We start from the raw sequence: 22601 nt of genomic DNA, 5'->3' as shown, positions 1-22601 counted from the left end.
CGGATTTTTACTAGTTTGAAGCTTTTAGTGTGATAATTAAATTGGGGACTGATTATAAGAGCGTTATTTCATATAAACTATGTGAAGGTTACTTACAACGAAACAATAACCTACTGGAATTCACATTCTTTATATAGAGAACAAATTTTTAGACTAAGTCTCTGCTATCGGAGGTCATTTGAAGTAATTCGAGCACCTTCCCACTAATGAGCCTTATGGCTATTTTGTAAGAAGGTGCCAAAACGGTAAAACTTAGGTAGATTTCACCAGATACTCCCTCCATGCATAGGACAAGAATACCCCTTGACGCTGGTGTGTGCGGCTGCCAACAGCCATTAAGGTTACCTAATGCGTGCATTTTTAGTATACTTCTTTACTTAACTTAGAGTCTAGTTCCTTGGCGAAATTAAAGTCTTTCCATTTAGTAAACCAAAATTCATTAACATTTATAATTTTCTTAGTGTACGAAGCAGGTATTCCATACTTGGATAAAATAAGCTCTTTAAATTTAATATCAATGAATGGGCAGGCTATTAAATCTAAAGTCAAATGAACCATTTCAGAATCTGATACTAACGTATCAAACCTATCCAAATAAAGCTCTTCGATATAGAACATTAAACAATCTTTAATGTTTTGAAAACGTTTTTTATCACAAATATAAAACAATAAAGTCGTTATAGAAAAATAATTTAATTCGCCTTCAAACTTTAAGGTATGGTTTTCTTTAACTATATTAAAATATTTCGTTAGAGTAACCTCATCAAGCCAGTAATACTTCCCTAACTGTCTTAGTAATACTAATAAGTAAAGCGTTTCAATTGGCGTAAATTTATTTACAGAGTTCTTATTTAAAATAGAGCAAGTATTATCAAAAATAGTTTTAAAAACTATATGCTGGAATTCGATTCCAAGCTCTTGATCTTTTATGAAGAGGATTATCTGTTGAATTATTCTACACAACTTTATCGTGCTATTTACTTTTGGGGCAACTGAATATATGAAATATGTAAAGTTAATTATAGAGACTAATGCGTTAATCAAATTACTAGAAGTTGATTCTTTTTTAACGATAACTTTGTAATCTAAAAGTATTTTCTTTGTTTTTCTTTCAATAATAGCAAGCGAGTAATTTAATATATCGGAATATGTAACACCTGAATCAGCCAAAATTGATTTAAACTCAGTAGTTAAACTACTTTGATTTATATAAATATTTCCTTCTTTGATATCGTCTTCATTTCTACAATCCTTAACTTCAATTTTATACTCTAGCTTTTCAGAAATGAGGTTAGCAATCCTTTTTTTAGCGATTGTTATAGGAGTTATTATTGGTCGGGAATATGTTTCTTCTTTATGCTTATTTAGAGATAGTTTGAAGCTTTTTAACTTAATCTGGATAATATCCCTAATCTTGTTAAAAACAGCCTTTTCATTATAAAAAATAAAGTAATCATCCACATATCTGTATATCTGATAATCTTTTCCAAGAAATAAGCTATTTTTTTCAGATTTAAGTTCATCAACTAACTCTATATCAATAGCTTGCATAATTATCTCAGCAAATATTCTTGAAAGTTCTGGACCTATTATTATTCCATTCGTCTCATTATAATTAATTCTCTGCATTAACTGGTCGAATCTATATGCAAAAGTGTCCTTTGTACTATTTAAATGTTTTTTAGCGTAGCTTTTTTGATATATTGCCCACGCCATAGAATGTGTATAAATTGAGTCAAAACACTGGGTGACATCTAACTTAGAAAGAAAATTAAAATGCTTTTCGCACCAATGATGATCTGGTGATTCGTAGAATTCAAAAATATTTCTATACTTTTTATAAACAAAAAACGATCTTAAATTTTCGTAATTTTGTCCCTCAACCTCGATCTGTGCATCATCTTTATCAAAACTTTCCAGCAAGGATTTAGAATCGATATAAGTACAACCAGCTACCCTCTTTGCTGCTCTCAAACTAAGAGGGCTTAAGCCTGAGTAGTATGTAATAAGGTCTTTATATCTATCATAAAAATCGACAGCAATGATCTGCCCTTTGGGATGGATAACAGATAAAAACCTAAACTCATTATGCTTATGAGATATTGGAAATGTAAAACAGATGGATGGTAAGTTACCAAAACCTATATTTGTTTTAACATATCTTTCTCCATTATTTTCATACTTAGTTAATTGGGTTGTCTGCTCAAGACCAAGGAGAATTAAAATTAGCTTATCTAGAGCTTCCTCTCCTTCTCGCCAAAAAAAATTTGTTCCATCATGTTTGATATTATGTTCAAGTAAAAAATTATAAAAATGCCTGTTTGAAAACGTAATTGGTACTTCAAATGGAGAAAAGTCTGACAATACAGCTCTCTCAATTGGAAAATTTATAGACAGTGCTTTCTTAGCCATTTTTCCATCCCTTAGATACTAAACTTAAATCCTCTATATTGAACTTTCTAAATATTCGTTTCTCAAACCCTTCTAAAAAAGACATTTTACTAAGACGTGTTCTTAGTTTTTTATCTTTTAATGTTGATAGTTTGTGCGTCAGTAAACGATCTAAGGCAAGTAAATCTGAGGAATTAGTAATAAACTTATTACTAAAATAAACGCCTACAAAAGCATTAGATTTGCTATTTAGCAAGCGAGTATTACCAGTAAGAAACCGAATTCTTATGAGTAAATTCTTACATGCTTTTCTAGGAATCTTAGAGTAATCCTTATCAAAATCATCAAATGACTTTATCAGTCTTTTTTTAATTTTATCTTTTTTATTTTGACTTAACTTAATTACGCAATTGCCATTATTAATATTAAAATGATACCCGAGATAATCAAAGTTCTGACTGGTTCTAGTGAATAAGTCTAACTCTTCGGTTTTATGGTTTAAGATCAGTTTTCGGCTATTAATTATCTCTTTTATTTGCGGTAAATAAGATGAGGTATGCTCAGCTTTTGTTGGAGAAAAAATAACTATAAGATCATCTACGTATCGCTCGTAATAGGTTACATCTACAAGATTATATATTTCATAATCTATATTCTCCATATACACTTCTGAAAGATAAGCACTAATACCAACCCCTCTGGGTAAACCTATATGTAAACCAGTTAAATTCGCATAAGATCTGATGAGCTGGGTTAATATCCTTCGGGGAGTCGCAGAAAGCTTAGGTGAAGAATGTAAAATATCTAACAAACTCTTGTGATCTACAGATTCATAAAAGTTTTCAACATCTGCGCGAATTATATATTTAGGACTAGAATCCTTCGAAAGAGTACTCAACCTACTAATAATAAGGTCTCTATTATTCACCTTTACTTTATAAAGAGAACTTAAAACGAGCTGGATGTGTCTTGAGACTAATATTGTTTCTATGTCTTTTCCTATAGAGTACACATCTTTACCGCGAACTTGTGTTGCTGATTTTATTAATGGTAGTGAGTATCCTTTGGCACTCACTGTTTTAACTATTACACCCAACTGATTGCTAATCTCATTATCTAATAACTCTTTTCTAAGCCCTATAAGCTTGTTTATTCTTTCCTTTTTAAGTTCAAAATATACCTTTGGAATTTTTTTTTGCTTGAACCGGAAGGCAAGCATCTTTGCAAGCTTTTTTAAGAAATGAATTTTCTGTCGAAGCTCATATGCTCTATAAAAGTAATCTTTTTCCAAGTTACCTTTATTTTTCCTATCAACATAATATATATATTTAAAATTCTTTACTGACAAAGACTGATCAAACACAAGCAATCCCTTACTTAATAGATACCCAAAAGTGATTTTGTTCATAAACAGCAGGAAATATAACTGGTTTTAAAATTTATTAATAGGATCTGTTTCCTATAAAAAATTTAACCAAATAAAACAGATGCCCAGATTTATGGCATTACATAAAAAATATTTATAGTAGAGCAAATAGTTATAATGTGTTCTGTTCTTGTGAATCTAAACTTTAGAGACATTCCTCTAATGGCAGATCAGATTTCAGATACTCGACTATAAAATCAGATAAAAGAATGCTTTTTTGCTGCTTAATTGTATAAGTATTTTCTGTTAAATTTTTTGCGTAAGGTTTGAATCTATTCGCGGTGTGAAGATACTCTGATGCAAAATACCTATTCTCACAAAAAAATGGTTTTTTATCAGCGACTGCATAACCAGAAATAATTCCAGAAATAGTGGAGCTGACAACGGCATTACAAACACCCACTTTACTTGAATCTTCAATACAATTTACACGATACCAATTCAACGTGCCGGCATGACCGCAAGGAGTAGCAATTAATGCGAGAAAGATAATACTTAGTTTTTTCATTTTACAATTCCTTTGATAGCTAGCTGCTAAAATAAACTCTTGATTAAAGGCCTAAGTGGCCTTTGCAATCGACTGTTGACCTTAAATTATTGTAAAGTTTTGGGGCATCAATAACACCCCACAAACTCCTAACGATCATGCATCTCTAAGTCGGATAAATATTCCAATTTGCTATCGCAAATATAGCTTCTATAGTCTTGCCTTTATCTATACACAAGTAGATATAGCTCTTCAATATTCTTAATACTTAATGGACATATTTCATATCTCCACACTCTTTTGCCTTGAATTCTGGACCTGTTAGAAATTTGTTCTAGCCCAAAATTATTTTTAAGTATATCACTAACTAAAGATCCTTTTTTTTCATAGGTTGCACTCTTAAATTTAAATATTGATTTATCGATACTTTGAATGTCGATAACAGAATTATCTAATTCTATAGTGCCGTGTGCTATAAATTTTTCTAGCTCTAATATTTCAGATTTGTAATATTGTCCTGAAAATGTATGTATATCTATTTTTAATATATCCAATATTTTTCGGAATACTTTTTGTTTAATACGTTGCAACGCCGTTAGTTTTTTCTCTGATTTATTTGTTCTACATAGATAAATATTATTTAGCTTAAATCTTCCCGTTGAAAATTTATCGAACTCTAATACCCTTCGGTATAAACCCTCACAATTTAAAACATTAAAATAAGTAAGAGTTTCATACTTTCTTAACTGGTTACGTTGCCCTTCGTCCAATCCCTCCCACTGGTGTTTTAAATGGGAATACTCATTTGCTTGGAGGGTTTTAACCGTCATTAACTTATCTACGGTCACGTTTGTTTGATACTTTTCTACTAATTTAGTTTGGCTGTCGTATTTAACCTCTACACCGAGATGTTCAAGCATAATTAATGAATTATTTTCATAATGATATCTCATGAAATTATTGTGCTGTATTCGTGATATTACCCTTTCAACATCTGGATTATTGTTGATTACTGAAACTTCGTCACTGTATTCGTCTTCATTGACAGTTTCGATAAGCTCTTGGAATTTGATAGCTTCAGCGTCACGGTGATAAATACCTTGAGACTGTGAAAATGATAAAAGTATTTCGAAAACCCTCCGAAACCTCCCACTAGACTGAATTAATTGGGTGGGTAGTATGGTTTTCGCTGCCAATAAATTAACTCTAGTTATTTCTTTAAAATCAAAATTTAAGCCCGATGTCAGCGAAGGTGAAATTTGAATATAGTCGTACTCGTTAATCCTATTTTCAAAATCATTTATTAGCACCTGACCTTCTTTACTCTTAAGAAACGCACTATTTATAATTAGTGTTCTAACTTCAGAATTCCGCTTTTTTTCAGCATTAGTTTTCACAATGTCGCGGCTTTGGAAAAACTTACTTGAGTATTTTTGGCCTTGATCTGAAAACGTTATTTCTGTAGAGCCTTCATCAATATTATTTATCAATTGTTTAAAATGAACATTCCGGCTCATGACTGTTACGGATCTTTTTGGAGTAAGAACTGGATCAGTATTTTCAATAATTGTGATGTTTTTATTTGTTTCTTCGATAACCTGCTTAGCACTTAAGTCGCTAAACAATGCATCTGCGATTATGACCTTGTCTTTATTTAACAATTCAAAAAAGCGTGCCATCGCCTCTCCGCGTTCACTCAACTTACCTGTTTTAATTAGCTGTTGTGTTAACGCTAAAGTGCTTTCCTCAAACTCTTCCAAGAATATTACTTGCGATGATTCCTTTATGTACTCGAAAAACTTATCGTTGGTCGTTGCAGAGTTAACGCAACAAACTAAGCCAGACAAACTTGTCATATTTTTTGGTAAATTTTTACTTTGATAATGCCTAGGGTCTTGCTCTGCAACGATCTGTTTTGATAAGGCAATATCTGGAGTAAGTATTGTTGGTTTATATTCTGAGTTCCGGCACAAGTATTCAAAATAAGCAGAGACACCATATTTACTTTTACCGCTGCCCATTCCGCTTTTAAGAACAAATATGCCTTTATGCGACTTCAGATAATCTAGTAGCTCGAATTGATAACTGAGCTTAACAACTTTAATATTATTATTAGCATCTGGTTCAATGTACTTTTTAATATATTTACGGTGCCTTTGATACTTTTTGGAAAACTGAGACAAAGCCTTTTTTACATCTAAGTTTGGATTAATATTTTGCTCTAAACGCCTTTGAGCGTCGCATAAAGACATTTTAAACGGAATATGGTGCTTTAGTATGTCTGAGACTATATCTACCGCACAATTCAATAAGATTGGTTCTTCGGCTAAACTAAGCAATATTAATGCATTCTCAAGTTTCGACTGCTTACTGTCATACTTATTTGAAAAGTCATATTTAGTATTTTTATTTATATAAAGAACACATTGATGTTTAAAAGCTAGCTTAACAACATGCTTTAAGTTAACTGAATCTGCCAAATATATTAAATCATCATTTTTACATTTCAGTCGCTTTTCAAGCTGTTTATGATCAGTGAAACAATAATCATCATTTGCTGCTCTTACATAGCCCCGTTCATCATTAATACATTTAATTACTTGTCTATTTAAATTCATTTATTTGCTCCAATATTTAATGAGGAGCTTATTTTATCTGTCCTTCCACCGCTTTACCTATTAGAGGGCTAGTATACTTTTGATAAAAGTGGCGGGTCACGAATATGAAATGATAATATTCAAAATAATTTGAATTGAAACAATTGAATGTGTCCCAAAATCATCATATTTATATATATAAAATACGGCAAGTTTGGGACAGAAAGAGAACGTCTAAAACATAGATATATCCATCGCAAATTGCGATGGCGGTTTTGATATTTTTCTTTTGTCTTTGCTTTTTAAGCGTAGAAACTCTTTTTTAGAAATTAGTAAGCAATCGTGTAATTTTAACATTTTAAAATTATTGGGCACTTTAACTATATTTCCCAGTTGCTCACTGCTTAAATTTATACCTTTTGATATTCCATAATTTGAGTTTTTAAATCTGACGCCGTTTTGTTCTTGTTTAGATTTATTTCTAGAGTATAACCACTGAAAATATACTTTTAGCAGTAGTCGAATCATTTTCATTTGCATAATTTCACTTTCAATTTGTTGTTTGGTTTTTCCATGGGTAGAAACCGGAATCCAAAGTTTAAAAAATTGATAACTGTGATTTGATTTGTCTAACGGATACTTTTTTACTTCCGGACTAGGGATTAGAACATAATGTTGATTTGGCTCACCTAACTCCATAGTAGCTGCTTTAAAGCCATTGCTAATTAAGTCCGTCATCTTAAGTTCCAATTGATTCGACTCTTCTACAGACTTCCAATGCGCATCTTTATTATAGAAAAGTCCTTTTTTCTGCAAATCTTTAAATTTATATCCAAGGCCCATTTTACTTGCCCTAAACGAATCTTCACCCAAACTAAAGCTCAACCCTTTAACTTCTCCTTTTTGTAATTGTACGTGACAGCCAACACCTTTATTTATTAAGGCGTCTATAAAATCTGGTAATGATAATTGTTCACTCTTTGGGTTTGTCATTACTACGTCAATGATGCTTCTAACTTCTTGAATTTTAGTCTTAATTTCAGGGTTACTTACTTTGTTACATAAGTCTCCTGTATAAGGATTATTATCGTGCTCTAATGAGTACTTTTTTTCTAATTCTTGTCGAACTAAAGCTGATTTTTTATAATTTTGACCATCCTTGAGTTTTTTGTAAGATGGTGTATTTGAAATGCAGCAAAGCATTATATGTGCATGTTGGTTAATGGTATTTGAATGTGAACATGCAAACCAATGATGATCTGTATACCCCATTTTTTTTACGTAGTCTTTTATCAACTGATGCCATTGTGATGACGTTAACGTTTCATTTTCACGTAACGAAATTACAATATGAAGGTATGGATGTTTAACTCTTCGATTTTTACTCTCTGCTTTCTCAAATTCTTCAATAATTGCACTGCAATCAACTTGGTATTTGGGTGCATTAACTTCCGAGTCAAAATTAGTGGAATGAAATGGACTTGTAACGCACATAGATGAGCTAGCACCAATAAATCTTACTGTTTCATAACTTTTTCCAGAGCCGCCATCCTCTATCTTGCATATATAATTTGCAAGGGTTGATGCAGTTCCTCTTGCATCTTGTTTTTTGGTTTCTACGAATTCAACGATCATGTTTCATTACCTCCCTTGTCCATGGAAAGGATCGCTAACTCAAATAGCTCGTCACTATTAAACGTCATTAGAGCCATATTTTGCATTACATGCTTTTTATGGATATTACCTTTAAAGAAGTTAGCTAGCACCCAAGCGGCTTTGTCGACTTCTTTCACGTATTTTATGGCATTGTTTATTGAGTCAAATTTAGTTTCATCTGATCTTACTTCATCAGTAAGAGTCTCTTGCTCTAGAAAATATACCAAACGATTTAATGCTGATATGCAGTCTGTCATTTCAATTGCTAAATTTTTATTGACTTCAGGAACAGAGATCTCGATTTTTGCATTAGGGTCGATTGAGCGCATTAGCTGATGACGAATGAATTGACTACTATTATCAATCGTTGATACGTTAAAAGCTTCGAGAAATAGAGAAAGTTCTCTTTTTGAGAAATATGTTGTGATTCGATGAACTCGGCGTTCATCTGTATTTGTATGATTTTCAGTCATAACATTACCTATATGCTATGACGACCGCTATTTTTTCCTGTTATTTTATTATTTAAGCATTATCCATTAATCGTCTGATTAATATTATTATGTACTGCGGGAGCAGACATACAGTCAAAATAACAACTATGATAATAGTGATTATTTGACCTACCCTGCACCAAAAATTTAACTTACTTTTGCAAGGACTATATTAATAAAAACACAAATAACTCACACAGTCAACAAGCCTAAACCACTGATTTAATTGGCCATTTGTTTTATATACATTAAACCTAAAATATAGCCTTGGTTAATTTCTATAAGTATTTGGAAAAACTGTATTTTAAGATTTTGGTTTTGCAAGAATGGTAATAAACTGAAAGGTAAAAATAAATTTAATTAATTTTTGATGAGTTAGTAGTTTCGTAAATAAAGGCATTATTCATATTCTTATTCGAGCCTTTAATTACTATAAGCTAATTGCTAGCTTGCTTTTTTACAGAAAGTCAAAAGTAATCTTTTCCAAAGTGAAATTGGCTGGGTTTCAAATACATCATCGTTTGCAGCTTTCACACTAGGAAGCTCAAAGTACTTACTAAAATGCTCTTCAACTTTGTCGTATGTTTCTGTTGCATCTTCTTTTATCCAAACACCATAGTGCTTTTCAATCATTTCTTTTGTTGTGTGCCCCATTTGTTTAGCAACCCAAGCTAGCGGTATACCCTTTGTTAAAAGTTGACTTGCAAAAGTATGCCTTAAATTTTTTGGCGGTAAATAAGTAACTCCACGTGATTCACAGTGAGTTTTAAAGAAATCTATTTTAAAGTCATCAACATGACTGAATATTTCATTACGTTTTGAGTTATAAGCCAACATAGTTCTTTTGTAACTTTTAACAGTAATATTATCTCTTTGAGTAATAATAATATTTGAAATTGGACGAGCTTTAGCTAGCAAGATTAATTGTTCGAAAATAGAAATAGCATTGTCAGATAAATCTATTACCCTCCTTGAAGATTTAGTTTTCGTCACCTTATACTCCCCCATAGAAAGCGTAAACTCAACTAGGTATTGGCCATCGGCTCGGTTAAAACTTTCTTCATTTAATGCTAATAGCTCCCCGATACGTAATCCTGTTAATAATGCAAACTGAACAAGTAGGATTTCAGCTTTAAATGAGTTATCAATCGTAATGAGGCGTCTAATATCATTAACGGTGAATACACTAGGTAACTTATCATCTGATACATGAAGAGCTTTTTTTCCAAGCGGGTTAGACTTTAAGAAGCCAGCGTTGATTAAAACTCTAATAGTCGGCATTATAATTTCCATAAAGTTTTTAATAGTTTTAGGCGCATAGCCCATTGCAAATAATTCAGCTTCGAATTGTAACCATTCGTTTTCTTTAAACTCTCCTGCAACATAATGCCCAATCCAACTTTTAAGCTGATTTGATTTTTTTAAATGTCCTATTTGAGTGCTATTTGCTAAACCTGAACATTTCAATTTTGTAGCGTGATCGATTACTGCACTTAATTTAGTTTCATTCTCTATTTTAAAAATTTCGATTTTCATATTGTTAATACCTTTTTCAGCACTCGCTGAATTGCGACTGCGATGCAAAGATATAACTAATTAATATTAACTGTCAAACCCGAAATCAATATAAGGCATTGATTAACATGACTTTATTAATACACAATGAGCACCATACGACATTTTTGGTTAATACTCACCGTGTATTGGTAATAAAATAAATACTATATCTTTCATAGTGTTAAGCTTAATCATTTTTTTTCAGAAAATTTTAAAAGTTTTTTTCAATTATTTTTAAATTTATGAGGTTTTTAGGGAATAACTCTACTTTTTCTTTCAAAAGTTTGATGTTTAACTGTTTTCCATACCTTCCAAATGTAATATTTTTTTTCGAATGTCCAACCAATTCTGCAACAATATTTTCATTGACATCTACCTGTTGAAGCTCGTCAATAAATGTATGTCTTAATCCATATATAGTGGGTCGATTACCAGCTTTCATTCCTAAATTATTCAATATGCGCAAAAAGCGAGAACTGATCTTTTTGCTCCAGTCACCATACTCATCATCTGGCTTTTCATTAAAAAGTAATTTATTTCCGCGTGACTTCTGCTTAGCAATGAAATTGAGAAATCCCAAATCTAATAAATGAGAATGAACTGGTATCTGTCGATAAGCATTATCAGTTTTTAAATGTGTGTACTCATCAGCACTATCGATGTTAAACACTTTAATTCCATCAATTTCAATAATAGAGTCAACTGTTAATTGACAAGCTTCAGATACCCTCATTCCGGAAAACAAACACAATAGTGGTACCCATAAATCCGCTTTTTTAAATTCAGAGTACTTAGTTATTTGATACCGTGATTGTAGATAAGTAAATAATAGACACAACTGTTCTTCATTCCATCTCAGCCTTTCTTCATGTTTTTTCTTACTTGGCTTCTGACCCAGTTTTATTTTTGTAAAAGGATTAGATGGGATATATTCCATTACAGTGCACCATTTTAAAAACTGGTTGATTGCTGATAAGTAATTATGATTTGTTTTATAACTTCTTCCTTCGTTGATTAGAAAATTTCGATAATTCATCGCTATTTTTGAGGTGACTGTAGATAAAGGAATATCTTTTGACCATTGGATAAAATGATTAATTCTTAGATTTAATTGATTAAGAGAGCGGTATGAAATCTGATCGGCTTCTTTTGCTTCAATAAACTCAGCCAGCGCTGACGATAAATTAACTTTTAGCGAGGGCTCTAATATTTCGCTACCCTCAAAAGTTGCTTGATTAGCTATTACGTCGCTATTGAAGCTATGCTCTCTAAACTCCGCGACCTTACCGTGAAACCATGCTGAGAACTGATTAACAGAGGCGCAAGAGTAAACATAAGGAAGTAGTCGTCGAATAAAAAGTGAGGTTGAAAGATTTCTATCAACTGCTATAGATCTGACCTTGGTCTTCAAGGAGATTTTTACAGAAAATGGATATCCACTGTCCCGTAATGCTTTAGGAAGAGGGATTCTAGTATAGTAAGTATTATTTCTATCTTTGATTAAGTACATTGCACCACTCGATTGAACCACCGAGCAGAATAAAGGAGGATTTGACGTACTTATTCTTTTATTTTCAATAATTTATAATGGTGGAGAGAGAGGGATTCGAACCCTCGTTAGGGATTAACCTAAACACACTTTCCAGGCGTGCGCCTTCAGCCACTCAGCCATCTCTCCACAATGTTGCTTTGCAACAGCGCGCTATAGTATGAAATACACTTGCTTGGTGCAAGGCCTTTTTAACATCATGCTTTTAACTGCTCAATAATCAAACTAACTACTCATAAGCAAATAAAAAGGCGATACCTGAGTATCGCCTTTATCTAATGCATTATATTGCTATTTATTATTTTGCCATATTGGCTGTAAAGTCTAGCATGCGATTTAATGATTTAAGTGCGCCTTCACGCAAATCCATATCAACAAACACTTCTTTACCGCTGGCATCAATCAGTGCTTCCTCAATCGCTTGTAAGCCGTTCATTGCCATCCAAGGGCAGTGAGCGCAAGTTTTACATGTAGCGCCGCTACCAGCCGTTGGCGCTTCAAAAAACTCTTTATCTGGGCATAGTTGCTGCATTTTATAAAAGATACCGCGATCGGTCGCCACAATAAACTTTTTATTCGGCATAGTTTGCGCTGCTTTAATGAGCTGGCTAGTAGAGCCAACAGCATCAGCAAGTTCAACAATTTCAGCCGGTGATTCGGGATGCACCAATACGCCTGCATCTGGATGCAATACTTTAAAGTCTTTTAGCGCTTTGGTTTTAAATTCATCATGTACGATACATGCGCCATTCCACATGATCATATCGGCGCCAGTATTCTTTTGAATATAACTGCCTAAATGCTTATCTGGACCCCATATAATTTTTTCGCCTTGCTCATCTAAGTGCTCTACTATTTCAAGTGCACACGATGAGGTAACTATCCAATCAGCACGCGCTTTAACCGCGGTAGAAGTGTTAGCATACACTACCACTTTACGGTCTGGGTGTTGATCACAAAACGCTGAAAACTCATCCACTGGGCAACCAATATCTAATGAACAAGTCGCTTCAAGTGTTGGCATAACCACGGTTTTGTTAGGGGTTAAAATTTTAGCAGTCTCACCCATAAAACGTACACCCGCGACGATGATCATATCGGCTTCATGGCGAGCGCCAAAACGCGCCATTTCGAGTGAATCGGCTACACAGCCGCCCGTTTCTTCAGCAAGTGCTTGAATTTCAGGATCAGTGTAATAATGAGCAACAAGTACCGCGTTTTTCTCTTGCAGTAATTGTTTTATACGCGCTTTATATTCGCCTTTTTCGTCTTGTGTTAACGGTGCCGGCTTAGGAGGGAAAATATAACCTTCAGGCATAATAGTTTGAGCTAAACTCATGTTCTCGACCACTTTATTTACAGTGCAATTAATAGCGCAAATTATACGAGAAACGAACGCTAAATAATAGCAATCTAGTCAGGCAGTTTATAAATAAAAATAAGGGAGATACTAAGAAATATATTATACGGAGAAAGTGTACCAGAAGTGGTGGGTCATGATGGACTTGAACCATCGACCAATGGATTAAAAGTCCACTGCTCTACCAACTGAGCTAATGACCCGCTCTGGTTTACTTATAAAAAGTAAGGCTGCGTAAATCCGCCGATTATAACCATCCAGTAAAGAATGGTGGGTCATGATGGACTTGAACCATCGACCAATGGATTAAAAGTCCACTGCTCTACCAACTGAGCTAATGACCCGCTCTGGTTTACTTATAAAAAAGTAAGGCTGCGTAAATCCGCCGATTATAACCACTCAATAAAGAATGGTGGGTCATGATGGACTTGAACCATCGACCAATGGATTAAAAGTCCACTGCTCTACCAACTGAGCTAATGACCCGCTCTGGTTTACTTATAAAAAGTAAGGCTGCGTAAATCCGCCGACTATAACCATTCAGTAAAGAATGGTGGGTCATGATGGACTTGAACCATCGACCAATGGATTAAAAGTCCACTGCTCTACCAACTGAGCTAATGACCCGCTCTGGTTTACTTATAAAAAGTAAGGTTGCGTAAATCCGCCGATCATAGCCATTCAGTAAAGAATGGTGGGTCATGATGGACTTGAACCATCGACCAATGGATTAAAAGTCCACTGCTCTACCAACTGAGCTAATGACCCGCTCTGGTTTACTTATAAAAAGTAAGGCTGCGTAAATCCGCCGATTATAACCATCCAGTAAAGAATGGTGGGTCATGATGGACTTGAACCATCGACCAATGGATTAAAAGTCCACTGCTCTACCAACTGAGCTAATGACCCGCTCACTGTGTTTGTTAACACTTTACGTAAATCCGCCGATTAAAGACCAAACTTTATTAACAATAAAGAATGGTGGGTCATGATGGACTTGAACCATCGACCAATGGATTAAAAGTCCACTGCTCTACCAACTGAGCTAATGACCCGCTCTTTTTGTCGCATTTCGAGTGGGGTTACCATTCGTTTGCTGCGGGCGCTTATAATACTTATTTATAAAATGAGTGCAACCGAAATTGTCTCTTTTTTTAAGTTTTTATGTCTAGTTGAGCAAATTTAGACCGCTTATGACAAAAAGCAGTCTAATCAAGCATCAACATTTATTTTGATAAGCGATCTGTGGCTAGTTTAGCAGCAGTTGTACTTGGGTACTGATTGATTAGCTCATTCAGTATTTTTTGCGCTTCAGCCTTTAATCCTTGCTCTTGTAAAAGTGTACCAAGCTTTAACATTGCATCTGGGCGCTTATTTGAGTTTGGAAATTCGTTAACAACTACTTTGAAATGCTCGGCTGCTTTTACACCGTCATTTTTAATCGTTAATAATTGCCCAAGCCAATAATGTGCGTTTGAGGTGTACACTGAATTTGGATACGTTGTTAAGAACGCTTGAAATTCTGGAATAGCTTGGTCATAGCGCTTATCTTTCATTATAAGCGCAACAGCACGCTCGTACGCTTCGTTTTCAGATAAATCACTGCTGTAGCTCTGATCGCTACCTGGTTGCGTGTAGTCTGCTGTAGGCGCTGGAGTAGCCGGTTTAGCATATGCTTGGCTAACACGGTTTTCTATTTCTTGATAAAGCTCGCGCTGGCGCTGCAATACCTTTTCAAGTTTATAGCTTTGCTCTTCGGTAACACCGCGAATTTGACTCACTTCATCTTGCAGTAAGTTAAGCTGTTGCTGTAACTCTACTTGTAAGAAATTACGTTGTTGCATCATGCTTTCAAGGGTTGCTAAACGCTTTTCAATGCTCGACTGTGAACTTGCAGCTTCTGAAACAGGAGCGGGAGCAGCCATTAACTGGGTGCTCCCGCTCAATATCATGGCTGCCAAAATAATTTTCGGCTTCATAATATCTCTTATCTTAGTAAACTAGTACCGCACGGCGGTTTTTAGCGAAAGCTTCTTCAGTGCGAGATTTAACCATTGGTTTCTCTTCACCGTAGCTAACTACTGACATTTGGCTTGCAGAAACACCTAAGCTTTGTAGGTATTTTTCAACTGCTTGTCCACGGTGCTCACCAAGTGCAATGTTGTACTCTGGTGTACCGCGCTCATCTGCGTGGCCTTCGATTAATACTTTAACAGAAGGGTTTTTAACTAAAAACTCAGCGTGTGCACGAAGTAGCTCGCCGTATTGACCTTGAATCGTTGCAGTGTCAAAGCCAAAGTAAATGATTTGCTCTTGACGAAGCGCTTCGTACTTTTGACGAAGTTGCTCTTCTGCTTTTTGCTCTGGCGTCATTGTTGCTACTTCAACTGTATCAGTTGTTGTTTGCTCAACAGTTGCTTGGTTAGACTGGTTAGCTGCATTTTCATCGATATCTGAAGATGAGCTACAAGCTGCTAGCGTCATTACTGGCACAGCAATTAGCAGGCCTTTAAGTATTTTGTTAAGTTGCATTGAGTAGATTCCTATTTTGAGTAAACCAGCAATTATTACTGTAAATATGGCGACCAAGCCGGTGCCTTCACTTGTCCATCAAGCACAGGTAAGCGTGCTTTAAAACGGCCGTCCATCGATACTAGCGCAAGTACCTGTTTATTATTATGGAGCGTGCTGTATATAATCATCGAGCCATTTGGCGCTATGCTCGGCGATTCATCAAGGCGAGTTCGAGTTAAAACTTGGAACGCACCTGTAGCCAACTCTTTCTTAGCAAGATGATACTGTCCGTTAGTACGGTTTACCATCACTAATTCTTTTCCGTCTGGCGAAATAGAACCCGCTAGGTTCATGTCACCATCAAAGGTTAATCTTTGAGATCTGCCAGTTTTTAAATTTAACTTATAAATCTGAGCATTACCACCCCTTTCCGACGTAAATACTATATCTTGACCATTTGGGTACCACGAAGGTTCGGTATCTATACTACGATGGCGTGTTAATCGTGTCTCTTTACGTGTTAGTAAGTCTAATAAGTAAACCTCAGTTGCACCAGTTTTATCTTTTGACAGCACTAACAGTAGCTTTTTACCGTCTGGCGAGAACTGCGGCGCACCGTTAATTCCTTTATAGCTGGTGATCAATTCACGTTTACCGGTATAAATGTCTTGAATAAAAATTTGGCTCTGGCGATTTTCGAACGTTACATACGCTAATTTAGTCCCATCGGGCGACCATACTGGCGACATTAACGGCTCTTTTGAGCGTAATAGTACTTGTTCATTGAAGCCATCGTAGTCGGCAACCACTAACTGATACGGCTTTTCATCAGTATCACGTACAATAACATAGGCTATTTTTGTTAAAAACGCGCCTTTTTCACCAGTTAGTTTTTCATAAATCACATCACTAATACGATGCGAGTAACGACGAAAACCGGTTTCACCAATCACGCTTTGACGCGCTTCTAAAATATGGTCTTGGCTTTGAACCAGCTTACCGTTGCTCATCATTTGTGTTTCACCGCCAGTGATTTGGCCGCGAATAACATCAACCAACTCATAACGCACTAAATAGCGTCCATTGGTTTGCTGCTCTACTTCACCAACCAATACAGCCTCGACACCTTTATTAACCCAGGCACCGTAATCAATATCAGCATCTTTGTGAGGTTGTTGTGGCATTTGCGACACACTCACAGGCTTAAACTTACCGCTGCGCATTAAATCGGCAGCAATTACATCACTTAGCTGCTGTGGAATAGGACCAATACCTTGGTATTTAAATGGCACAATCGCAATCGGTCTTGCGCCGTCAATACCTTCAGTAATAACAATTTCAAGTGCCGCATGTGCAACACCCTGAAACCCTAATATTAAAACTAAACAGGCTATTTTAATTTTGTTAAACATGTCATCCCTTAAAACTCTGGCGCGATGGTTATATTAATATTCTTTAGTTGCTCGAATACGTCTTTATCTTTAGATACCGGTAATGTGTCGGCCATGCGAACAGCTCTTAATGCAGCCTCACACACTAACTTATCACCGCCTAACGATTTAACTTGTGTTACCAGCCCATTAAACCCAAGACGGATATTAATGCGGCATTGCTGGTTTTTCATTTTTTCATCAATTAATAAGTTTTGTTGAATACGCGCCATAATTAATGCGCGGAATTTATCAACTTCACTCACTACTTGCTGTTGACGTATTTTATTACGTGCCGCCTGCTCTTTGGCAAGCTGCTCTTGCAGCATTTGCTCTTGAAGTGCTTGTTGGCGTTTACGCTCAGCTTCTTCAGCGCGCTTTTTACGCTCTTGTTCGGCTTTTTTAAGTGCCGCTTCTTCCGCTTTACGTTTGTCTGCAGCCGCTTTTGCTGCGTTTTCAGCCTCTTGCTTTTGCTTTTCGGCTTGCTTCGCTTTTGCTCGCTCGCGCTGTTCTATTTCACGGGCTTTTTTAGCTTGTGCTTGCGCTTGTGCAGTTTCTTTCTCTTTTGCTCTGCGTTGCTGTTCAAGCTTTTTAATGCGTCTTGCTTCAGCTTCACGCTGTTTGCGTGCATCGGTTGCTCTGCGTTCTAAATCGCGAATACGTTTATCTTCAGCACGCTTTTTATCATCTTCTTTCTTTTTAAGCTCAGCTATTTTTTGCTCAACTTGCTTTTGATCAATCGTAACCGCCGAAACCGCTTTCTCTGGCTCAGGAATAGCCGCATTAAGCGTTACTTCCATTACTTTAGGTTTAGGAGGATGAATGTTTGCTGACGCATACAAAAACCCACCTAACGCTAAATGCAGTAATACTGATTTAATTAGTGAACTACTCATACAGCTACTTGGTCCCCTCAAAGGATTCGGTCATTAACCCTACCGACGGTACACCTGCATTTTTTAAAAAGTCCATTAACAGTAACACTTCCTGATACGACACTTTACCCGAGCCTTTGATCATTACAGGCACATCTGGGTTTTTCATTAGTTGCAGCTTAATTACTGCAGCTACATCTAATGCTTCCATTGGCTCCTCAGGATCGGTACCTACACTCACATAATACTTACCATCGGCATCAATAGAAGCAATAATGGGTGGCGTATCTTTCGTATCAACTAAGTCCGACTCTTCCATTTTTGGTAGGTCTACTTTTACACCATGAGTAATTAACGGCGCGGTGGCCATAAATATAATAAGCAGCACCAACATTACATCAATGTATGGTACTACATTAATTTCTGCGACTGGGCGACGCTTTTTACGATGATACATTCGCTTGAGCCTCTATTTGGGTAGCTGCTTGACGGTGTAAGATATTGGCAAATTCTTCCATAAAGTTAATGTAGTGAGATTCTAACTTTTCAACTTTATTAGCAAATCGGTTATAAGCAATAACAGCAGGAATTGCAGCAAATAAACCCATTGCTGTAGCAATTAACGCTTCTGCTATACCAGGAGCAACCATTTGTAAGGTTGCTTGTTTTACTTCACCTAGAGCAATAAAGGCATTCATAATACCCCAAACAGTACCAAATAAGCCGATGTAAGGGCTAATTGAACCAACTGTTGCTAAAAACGATAAGCTTGATTCTAGTTTTTCAATTTCGCGAGAAAGCGCAACCCGCATTGAACGGTGTGTGCCTTCCATTACAATGCCCGCACTTTGAAAGGTATTTTTTTTATGACGTGCAAACTCTTTAAAGCCTGAGGTAAATAAAGCCTCAATACCAGCAGACTGGCCACCGCGTGATGAAATTTCGTTATATAGTTTACTTAGGTCAACACCAGACCAAAAACGTTGCTCAAATTTTTTGGCATTTGCTAAGGCGTCAGAGATGGCTTTTTTACGTTGAAAAATAATAGCCCATGACATAACCGACATAGCAACCAACGCTAGCATTACTAATTGCACAAGCAAACTGGCTTCTAGAATTAGATCTAAAAAATTAAGCCCTGATCCCACGTTAAACTCCTAAATAATTAAAAACATCAAATTGATTTATTTGAGTAAGGTAACTTAGCAATACATTAGCCACCATTAAAGTTTTGCTAGTGTATCTAGTGTATTTACTGCTGACAACGATATTGCTGTGAATAGACAACAAAAAACGTTAAAAAAACAGCTTTACTCAATATTTACTACTTAACTCTTGTTCTACTGTATAAATAAATAACAACAAAGCTTTATGGAAGCACGCTTAGTTTCACTAAAGAGTGACAGAAATGCGCTGTTTATTCAAAATTAATGCATAAGCACTCATAACCAGCACATGCTTACCTTAACGTAATAGTAAAACTAATACCGAACGTTAATATGTTAATATACATAAACAAAGCATTTCATTAACTTATAGAATTAATGATTAATTAACATGCAACAATAAGCAAAAACAAAAAACCGCTGCTATTAGTTTTTTTAATCTGAAAATATAAATTTTCTAGTTTGAACAAATTGTGTCGCTTCGGTATTATTCTCCCATACCGAGCTAGCGCATTAAATGAAAGCTATTTCATTGAATCCAGTTCCTCGTAATATGATTTATTTCGTATTACTTTTTTACTTCTTGGGGTATGACCTCAATAAGTAAAACGTAGTTCCCTAGATTACTTCCTTAAACTTGTTGTTTGCCCGCATTTTTTGCGGGCTTTTTTTTGCCTACAATTTATCAAACCATCTCAACTCGGGCTAAATAAGCAGTCGAACAATAGCCTGATATGTCTTAACGCTCAGTGAATTATTGGCAAAGTAAAATACGTAATGTTTGCGCATAAAAAAAGCCACTGTCGTTAAAAAGACAATGGCTTTAGTATTTAACCTAAACTCTGGATAATAAATCTATCTCAAGCTGCTAATTAGTCTTGCTTGGGAAGTAAACCAAAATGATGATACGCATTATCCGACACTATTCGTCCGCGAGGCGTGCGCTGAATAAACCCTTGTTGAATTAAAAACGGTTCAATCACATCTTCTATGGTTTCTTTTTCTTCGCCTATGGCAGCGGCTAGGTTGTCAAGGCCAACCGGGCCACCCATAAATTTTTCAATAATGGCGAGTAAATATTTGCGGTCCATGTAATCAAAGCCGCTTTTATCAACATCAATCATATCGAGGGCTTGCTGAGCTACCTCGGCATTAACTGTACCATCTGATTTAACTTGGGTGTAATCGCGCACACGGCGCAATAAACGGTTTGCAATACGTGGTGTGCCACGAGAGCGCTTGGCAATTTCAGCTGCGCCATCGTCACACATTTCTAAATCAAGGTAATGCGCTGAGCGCCCCACTATGTGCGACAAATCCTCAACAGAATAAAACTCTAAACGCTGTACAATACCAAAGCGGTCACGCAGTGGTGAGGTTAATGAGCCCGCACGCGTGGTTGCGCCAATTAAGGTAAATGCAGGTAAATCAAGCTTAATAGAGCGTGCTGCAGGCCCCTCACCTATCATTATATCGAGCTGGTAATCTTCCATTGCAGGGTAAAGTATTTCTTCTACTTGTGGGCTTAAGCGGTGAATTTCATCAATAAACAGTACATCACCTTCTTCAAGGTTAGTAAGCAATGCAGCTAAATCGCCGGCTTTTTCAAGCACAGGGCCAGAGGTGGTTTTAATGTTTACATTTAATTCGTTGGCTACAATATTAGCAAGCGTGGTTTTACCTAAGCCTGGCGGGCCAAATATTAATAAATGATCCAACGCTTCACTGCGGCTACGCGCAGCTTCAATAAATATTTCCATTTGTTGCTTAACATGCGGCTGACCACGATAATCGGCCAGTAACTTAGGCCTAATAGCACGATCTATGGTGTCTTCATTGGTTTTTTCAGCAGCATCTATTAAGCGATCAGCTTCGATCATAATTTACTCACAGCATTGATTTCAAAGATTCTTTAATTAGAACCTCAGTCGACATATCGGGTTTGCTTACTGATTTTACTGCTTTTTGCGCTTGTGGCAATTTATAACCGAGCGCCACTAACGCCGAAACCGCATCATCGGCCGCATTATTAGCTATAGTTGCATCGCTCGCAGGCTCTATTACGGCGCTGTCGCTAAATGGGGTAAATAAGTCGTTGCCCCAATTTTTTAATCGGTCTTTCATTTCGAGCACTAATCGCTCGGCGGTTTTTTTACCTACCCCTGGCAGTTTAACCAAGGCCGTAGCGTCTTCATTATTTACGCAACTTACAAACTGCTGCGCCGACATACCCGACAAAATAGCTAAACCCAATTTAGGCCCTACGCCATTGGCTTTTAACAGCTCTCGAAATAAGGCTCGTTCGGTTTTATTATTAAAGCCAAACAATAACTGTGCGTCTTCGCGTACTACAAAGTGAGTGTACACAATGGCGTTGTCGCCCACTTTGGGTAAATCATAAAAACAGGTCATTGGCATTTGTACTTCGTAGCCAACGCCACTCACTTCTAATAATATTTCTGGGGGCTGTTTTTCAACTAACACGCCGTTTAAGCGACCTATCATTGTTATTTCCTTAGACGTCCTCTAACGGTTTTGCTTGCGCTACCCGCTAGTTTTATTAAATTTTGTTCAGAGTGAGCATGGCAAATTGCAATCGCGAGTGCATCTGCTGCATCGGCTTGCGGCGTACCTGGCAATTTAAGTATATTTTTAACCATATGTTGCACTTGCGATTTATCTGCTCCACCGTTACCCACCACGGCTTGCTTTATTTGCCGTGCAGAGTATTCAAACACCGGTAAGTCGGCCATAGAGGCCCCCACAATGGCAGCACCACGGGCTTGCCCAAGCTTTAAAGCAGAATCGGGGTTATGTGCCATAAATACTTTTTCTATGGCAAAGGTTTCAGGCGAAAACTGCTCTATAAGCTGCGTAATACCTTGGTATATCATTTTAAGTCGGGTGGGAAAGTCATGATCGGCTAATTTAATACAGCCACTGCCTAAGTATGTAAACTTAGCACCTTGGTGCGCAACCACACCGTAACCCGTTAAACGCGAGCCCGGATCGATCCCTAAAATAATGGCCAAACAGCACTCTCATTATTGTTATTTATTAATAATGCTAATAATGCCAGAGCACTGTATAAATTACCAG

At 36.3% G+C, this 22601-nt stretch carries 18 protein-coding genes and 8 tRNA genes; all 26 read right to left on the bottom strand.

From position 1 onward, the window contains the following. Positions 1-360 precede the first annotated feature (360 nt). Positions 361-2412, bottom strand: a complete 2052-nt coding sequence (drt3b, locus tag ACNSN2_RS05120) for an antiviral reverse transcriptase Drt3b (protein WP_418608689.1) — start codon at positions 2410-2412, stop codon at positions 361-363. Then, the gene (gene drt3a / locus ACNSN2_RS05115) at positions 2405-3754 is read right to left on the bottom strand and encodes an antiviral reverse transcriptase Drt3a (protein ID WP_418608688.1); all 1350 of its coding nucleotides are present in this window, start codon (positions 3752-3754) and stop codon (positions 2405-2407) included. Before drt3a ends, drt3b begins: the two co-directional genes overlap by 8 nt. A 208-nt stretch (positions 3755-3962) precedes the next feature. Continuing rightward, complete coding sequence (locus ACNSN2_RS05110; protein ID WP_418608687.1) at positions 3963-4325, bottom strand: hypothetical protein; 363 nt, start codon at positions 4323-4325, stop codon at positions 3963-3965. A gap of 203 nt (positions 4326-4528) precedes the next feature. Beyond that, positions 4529-6922 carry a hypothetical protein gene (locus ACNSN2_RS05105; RefSeq protein WP_418608686.1) on the bottom strand — a complete coding sequence of 798 codons (2394 nt, stop codon included), beginning with the start codon at positions 6920-6922 and terminating at the stop codon, positions 4529-4531. A 213-nt stretch (positions 6923-7135) separates the two neighbouring features. After that, on the bottom strand, positions 7136-8536 hold the full coding sequence (locus tag ACNSN2_RS05100) for a relaxase/mobilization nuclease domain-containing protein (RefSeq protein ID WP_418608685.1): 1401 nt from the start codon (positions 8534-8536) through the stop codon (positions 7136-7138). Beyond that, a complete protein-coding gene (locus ACNSN2_RS05095; protein ID WP_418608684.1) occupies positions 8533-9030 on the bottom strand; it encodes a hypothetical protein in 498 nt (165 codons plus the stop codon). The genes ACNSN2_RS05100 and ACNSN2_RS05095 overlap by 4 nt, the downstream gene beginning before the upstream one ends. Positions 9031-9495: 465 nt before the next feature. Beyond that, positions 9496-10587, bottom strand: a complete 1092-nt coding sequence (locus ACNSN2_RS05090; RefSeq protein WP_418608683.1) for a tyrosine-type recombinase/integrase — start codon at positions 10585-10587, stop codon at positions 9496-9498. 232 nt (positions 10588-10819) lie between these two features. Continuing rightward, the gene (locus ACNSN2_RS05085) at positions 10820-12118 is read right to left on the bottom strand and encodes a tyrosine-type recombinase/integrase (RefSeq protein ID WP_418608682.1); all 1299 of its coding nucleotides are present in this window, start codon (positions 12116-12118) and stop codon (positions 10820-10822) included. A gap of 78 nt (positions 12119-12196) precedes the next feature. Continuing rightward, positions 12197-12286, bottom strand: a tRNA-Ser gene (locus ACNSN2_RS05080). A gap of 169 nt (positions 12287-12455) precedes the next feature. Continuing rightward, entirely contained in the window at positions 12456-13496 is a 1041-nt protein-coding gene (nadA, locus tag ACNSN2_RS05075) for a quinolinate synthase NadA (RefSeq protein WP_008466811.1), read from the bottom strand. A 148-nt stretch (positions 13497-13644) separates the two neighbouring features. Further along, positions 13645-13720, bottom strand: a tRNA-Lys gene (locus ACNSN2_RS05070). Between the two features lie 65 nt (positions 13721-13785). Then, positions 13786-13861, bottom strand: a tRNA-Lys gene (locus ACNSN2_RS05065). A gap of 66 nt (positions 13862-13927) precedes the next feature. Then, positions 13928-14003 (bottom strand) — tRNA-Lys (locus ACNSN2_RS05060). 65 nt (positions 14004-14068) lie between these two features. Further along, positions 14069-14144 (bottom strand) — tRNA-Lys (locus tag ACNSN2_RS05055). 65 nt (positions 14145-14209) lie between these two features. Continuing rightward, positions 14210-14285 (bottom strand) — tRNA-Lys (locus ACNSN2_RS05050). A 65-nt stretch (positions 14286-14350) separates the two neighbouring features. Next, positions 14351-14426 (bottom strand) — tRNA-Lys (locus tag ACNSN2_RS05045). A gap of 70 nt (positions 14427-14496) precedes the next feature. Continuing rightward, a tRNA-Lys gene (locus tag ACNSN2_RS05040) sits at positions 14497-14572 on the bottom strand. Between the two features lie 171 nt (positions 14573-14743). After that, positions 14744-15496 (bottom strand): tol-pal system protein YbgF, encoded by a 753-nt coding sequence (gene ybgF, locus ACNSN2_RS05035; RefSeq protein WP_054200671.1) that lies wholly within the window; start codon positions 15494-15496, stop codon positions 14744-14746. Between the two features lie 13 nt (positions 15497-15509). Beyond that, positions 15510-16049: a peptidoglycan-associated lipoprotein Pal gene (pal, locus tag ACNSN2_RS05030; protein ID WP_010392787.1), complete on the bottom strand. Its 540-nt coding sequence runs from the start codon at positions 16047-16049 to the stop codon at positions 15510-15512. Positions 16050-16084: 35 nt separating this feature from the next. Further along, positions 16085-17443: a Tol-Pal system beta propeller repeat protein TolB gene (tolB, locus tag ACNSN2_RS05025; protein ID WP_010392790.1), complete on the bottom strand. Its 1359-nt coding sequence runs from the start codon at positions 17441-17443 to the stop codon at positions 16085-16087. 8 nt (positions 17444-17451) lie between these two features. Beyond that, positions 17452-18357, bottom strand: coding sequence for a cell envelope integrity protein TolA (tolA, locus tag ACNSN2_RS05020; RefSeq protein WP_010392793.1), 906 nt, complete (start codon positions 18355-18357; stop codon positions 17452-17454). A 4-nt stretch (positions 18358-18361) separates the two neighbouring features. Beyond that, positions 18362-18793 (bottom strand): protein TolR, encoded by a 432-nt coding sequence (gene tolR / locus ACNSN2_RS05015; RefSeq protein WP_010392795.1) that lies wholly within the window; start codon positions 18791-18793, stop codon positions 18362-18364. Then, a complete protein-coding gene (gene tolQ / locus ACNSN2_RS05010; RefSeq protein WP_010392797.1) occupies positions 18780-19484 on the bottom strand; it encodes a protein TolQ in 705 nt (234 codons plus the stop codon). The genes tolR and tolQ overlap by 14 nt, the downstream gene beginning before the upstream one ends. Before the next feature lie 890 nt (positions 19485-20374). Continuing rightward, a complete protein-coding gene (gene ruvB / locus ACNSN2_RS05005; protein WP_075169409.1) occupies positions 20375-21382 on the bottom strand; it encodes a Holliday junction branch migration DNA helicase RuvB in 1008 nt (335 codons plus the stop codon). 7 nt (positions 21383-21389) lie between these two features. Beyond that, a complete protein-coding gene (gene ruvA / locus ACNSN2_RS05000) occupies positions 21390-22007 on the bottom strand; it encodes a Holliday junction branch migration protein RuvA (protein ID WP_008114133.1) in 618 nt (205 codons plus the stop codon). A gap of 2 nt (positions 22008-22009) precedes the next feature. Beyond that, positions 22010-22534: a crossover junction endodeoxyribonuclease RuvC gene (gene ruvC / locus ACNSN2_RS04995; RefSeq protein WP_008114131.1), complete on the bottom strand. Its 525-nt coding sequence runs from the start codon at positions 22532-22534 to the stop codon at positions 22010-22012. Positions 22535-22601: the final 67 nt, after the last annotated feature.

Source organism: Pseudoalteromonas sp. US3C1013 (genome assembly GCF_048401115.1).
GTDB classification, from domain to species: domain Bacteria; phylum Pseudomonadota; class Gammaproteobacteria; order Enterobacterales; family Alteromonadaceae; genus Pseudoalteromonas; species Pseudoalteromonas undina.
This window is presented reverse-complemented; position numbering and strand designations above follow the sequence as displayed.

Excerpts from the sequence above, each read along its gene's own strand:
- drt3b (WP_418608689.1), bottom strand. The coding sequence starts at position 2,412 with ATGGCTAAGAAAGCACTGTCTATAAATTTTCCAATTGAGAGAGCTGTA.
- ACNSN2_RS05110 (WP_418608687.1), bottom strand. The coding sequence starts at position 4,325 with ATGAAAAAACTAAGTATTATCTTTCTCGCATTAATTGCTACTCCTTGC.
- ACNSN2_RS05105 (WP_418608686.1), bottom strand. The coding sequence starts at position 6,922 with ATGAATTTAAATAGACAAGTAATTAAATGTATTAATGATGAACGGGGC.
- ACNSN2_RS05100 (WP_418608685.1), bottom strand. The coding sequence starts at position 8,536 with ATGATCGTTGAATTCGTAGAAACCAAAAAACAAGATGCAAGAGGAACT.
- ACNSN2_RS05095 (WP_418608684.1), bottom strand. The coding sequence starts at position 9,030 with ATGACTGAAAATCATACAAATACAGATGAACGCCGAGTTCATCGAATC.
- ACNSN2_RS05090 (WP_418608683.1), bottom strand. The coding sequence starts at position 10,587 with ATGAAAATCGAAATTTTTAAAATAGAGAATGAAACTAAATTAAGTGCA.
- ACNSN2_RS05085 (WP_418608682.1), bottom strand. The coding sequence starts at position 12,118 with ATGTACTTAATCAAAGATAGAAATAATACTTACTATACTAGAATCCCT.
- nadA (WP_008466811.1), bottom strand. The coding sequence starts at position 13,496 with ATGAGTTTAGCTCAAACTATTATGCCTGAAGGTTATATTTTCCCTCCT.
- ybgF (WP_054200671.1), bottom strand. The coding sequence starts at position 15,496 with ATGAAGCCGAAAATTATTTTGGCAGCCATGATATTGAGCGGGAGCACC.
- pal (WP_010392787.1), bottom strand. The coding sequence starts at position 16,049 with ATGCAACTTAACAAAATACTTAAAGGCCTGCTAATTGCTGTGCCAGTA.
- tolB (WP_010392790.1), bottom strand. The coding sequence starts at position 17,443 with ATGTTTAACAAAATTAAAATAGCCTGTTTAGTTTTAATATTAGGGTTT.
- tolA (WP_010392793.1), bottom strand. The coding sequence starts at position 18,357 with ATGAGTAGTTCACTAATTAAATCAGTATTACTGCATTTAGCGTTAGGT.
- tolR (WP_010392795.1), bottom strand. The coding sequence starts at position 18,793 with ATGTATCATCGTAAAAAGCGTCGCCCAGTCGCAGAAATTAATGTAGTA.
- ruvB (WP_075169409.1), bottom strand. The coding sequence starts at position 21,382 with ATGATCGAAGCTGATCGCTTAATAGATGCTGCTGAAAAAACCAATGAA.
- ruvA (WP_008114133.1), bottom strand. The coding sequence starts at position 22,007 with ATGATAGGTCGCTTAAACGGCGTGTTAGTTGAAAAACAGCCCCCAGAA.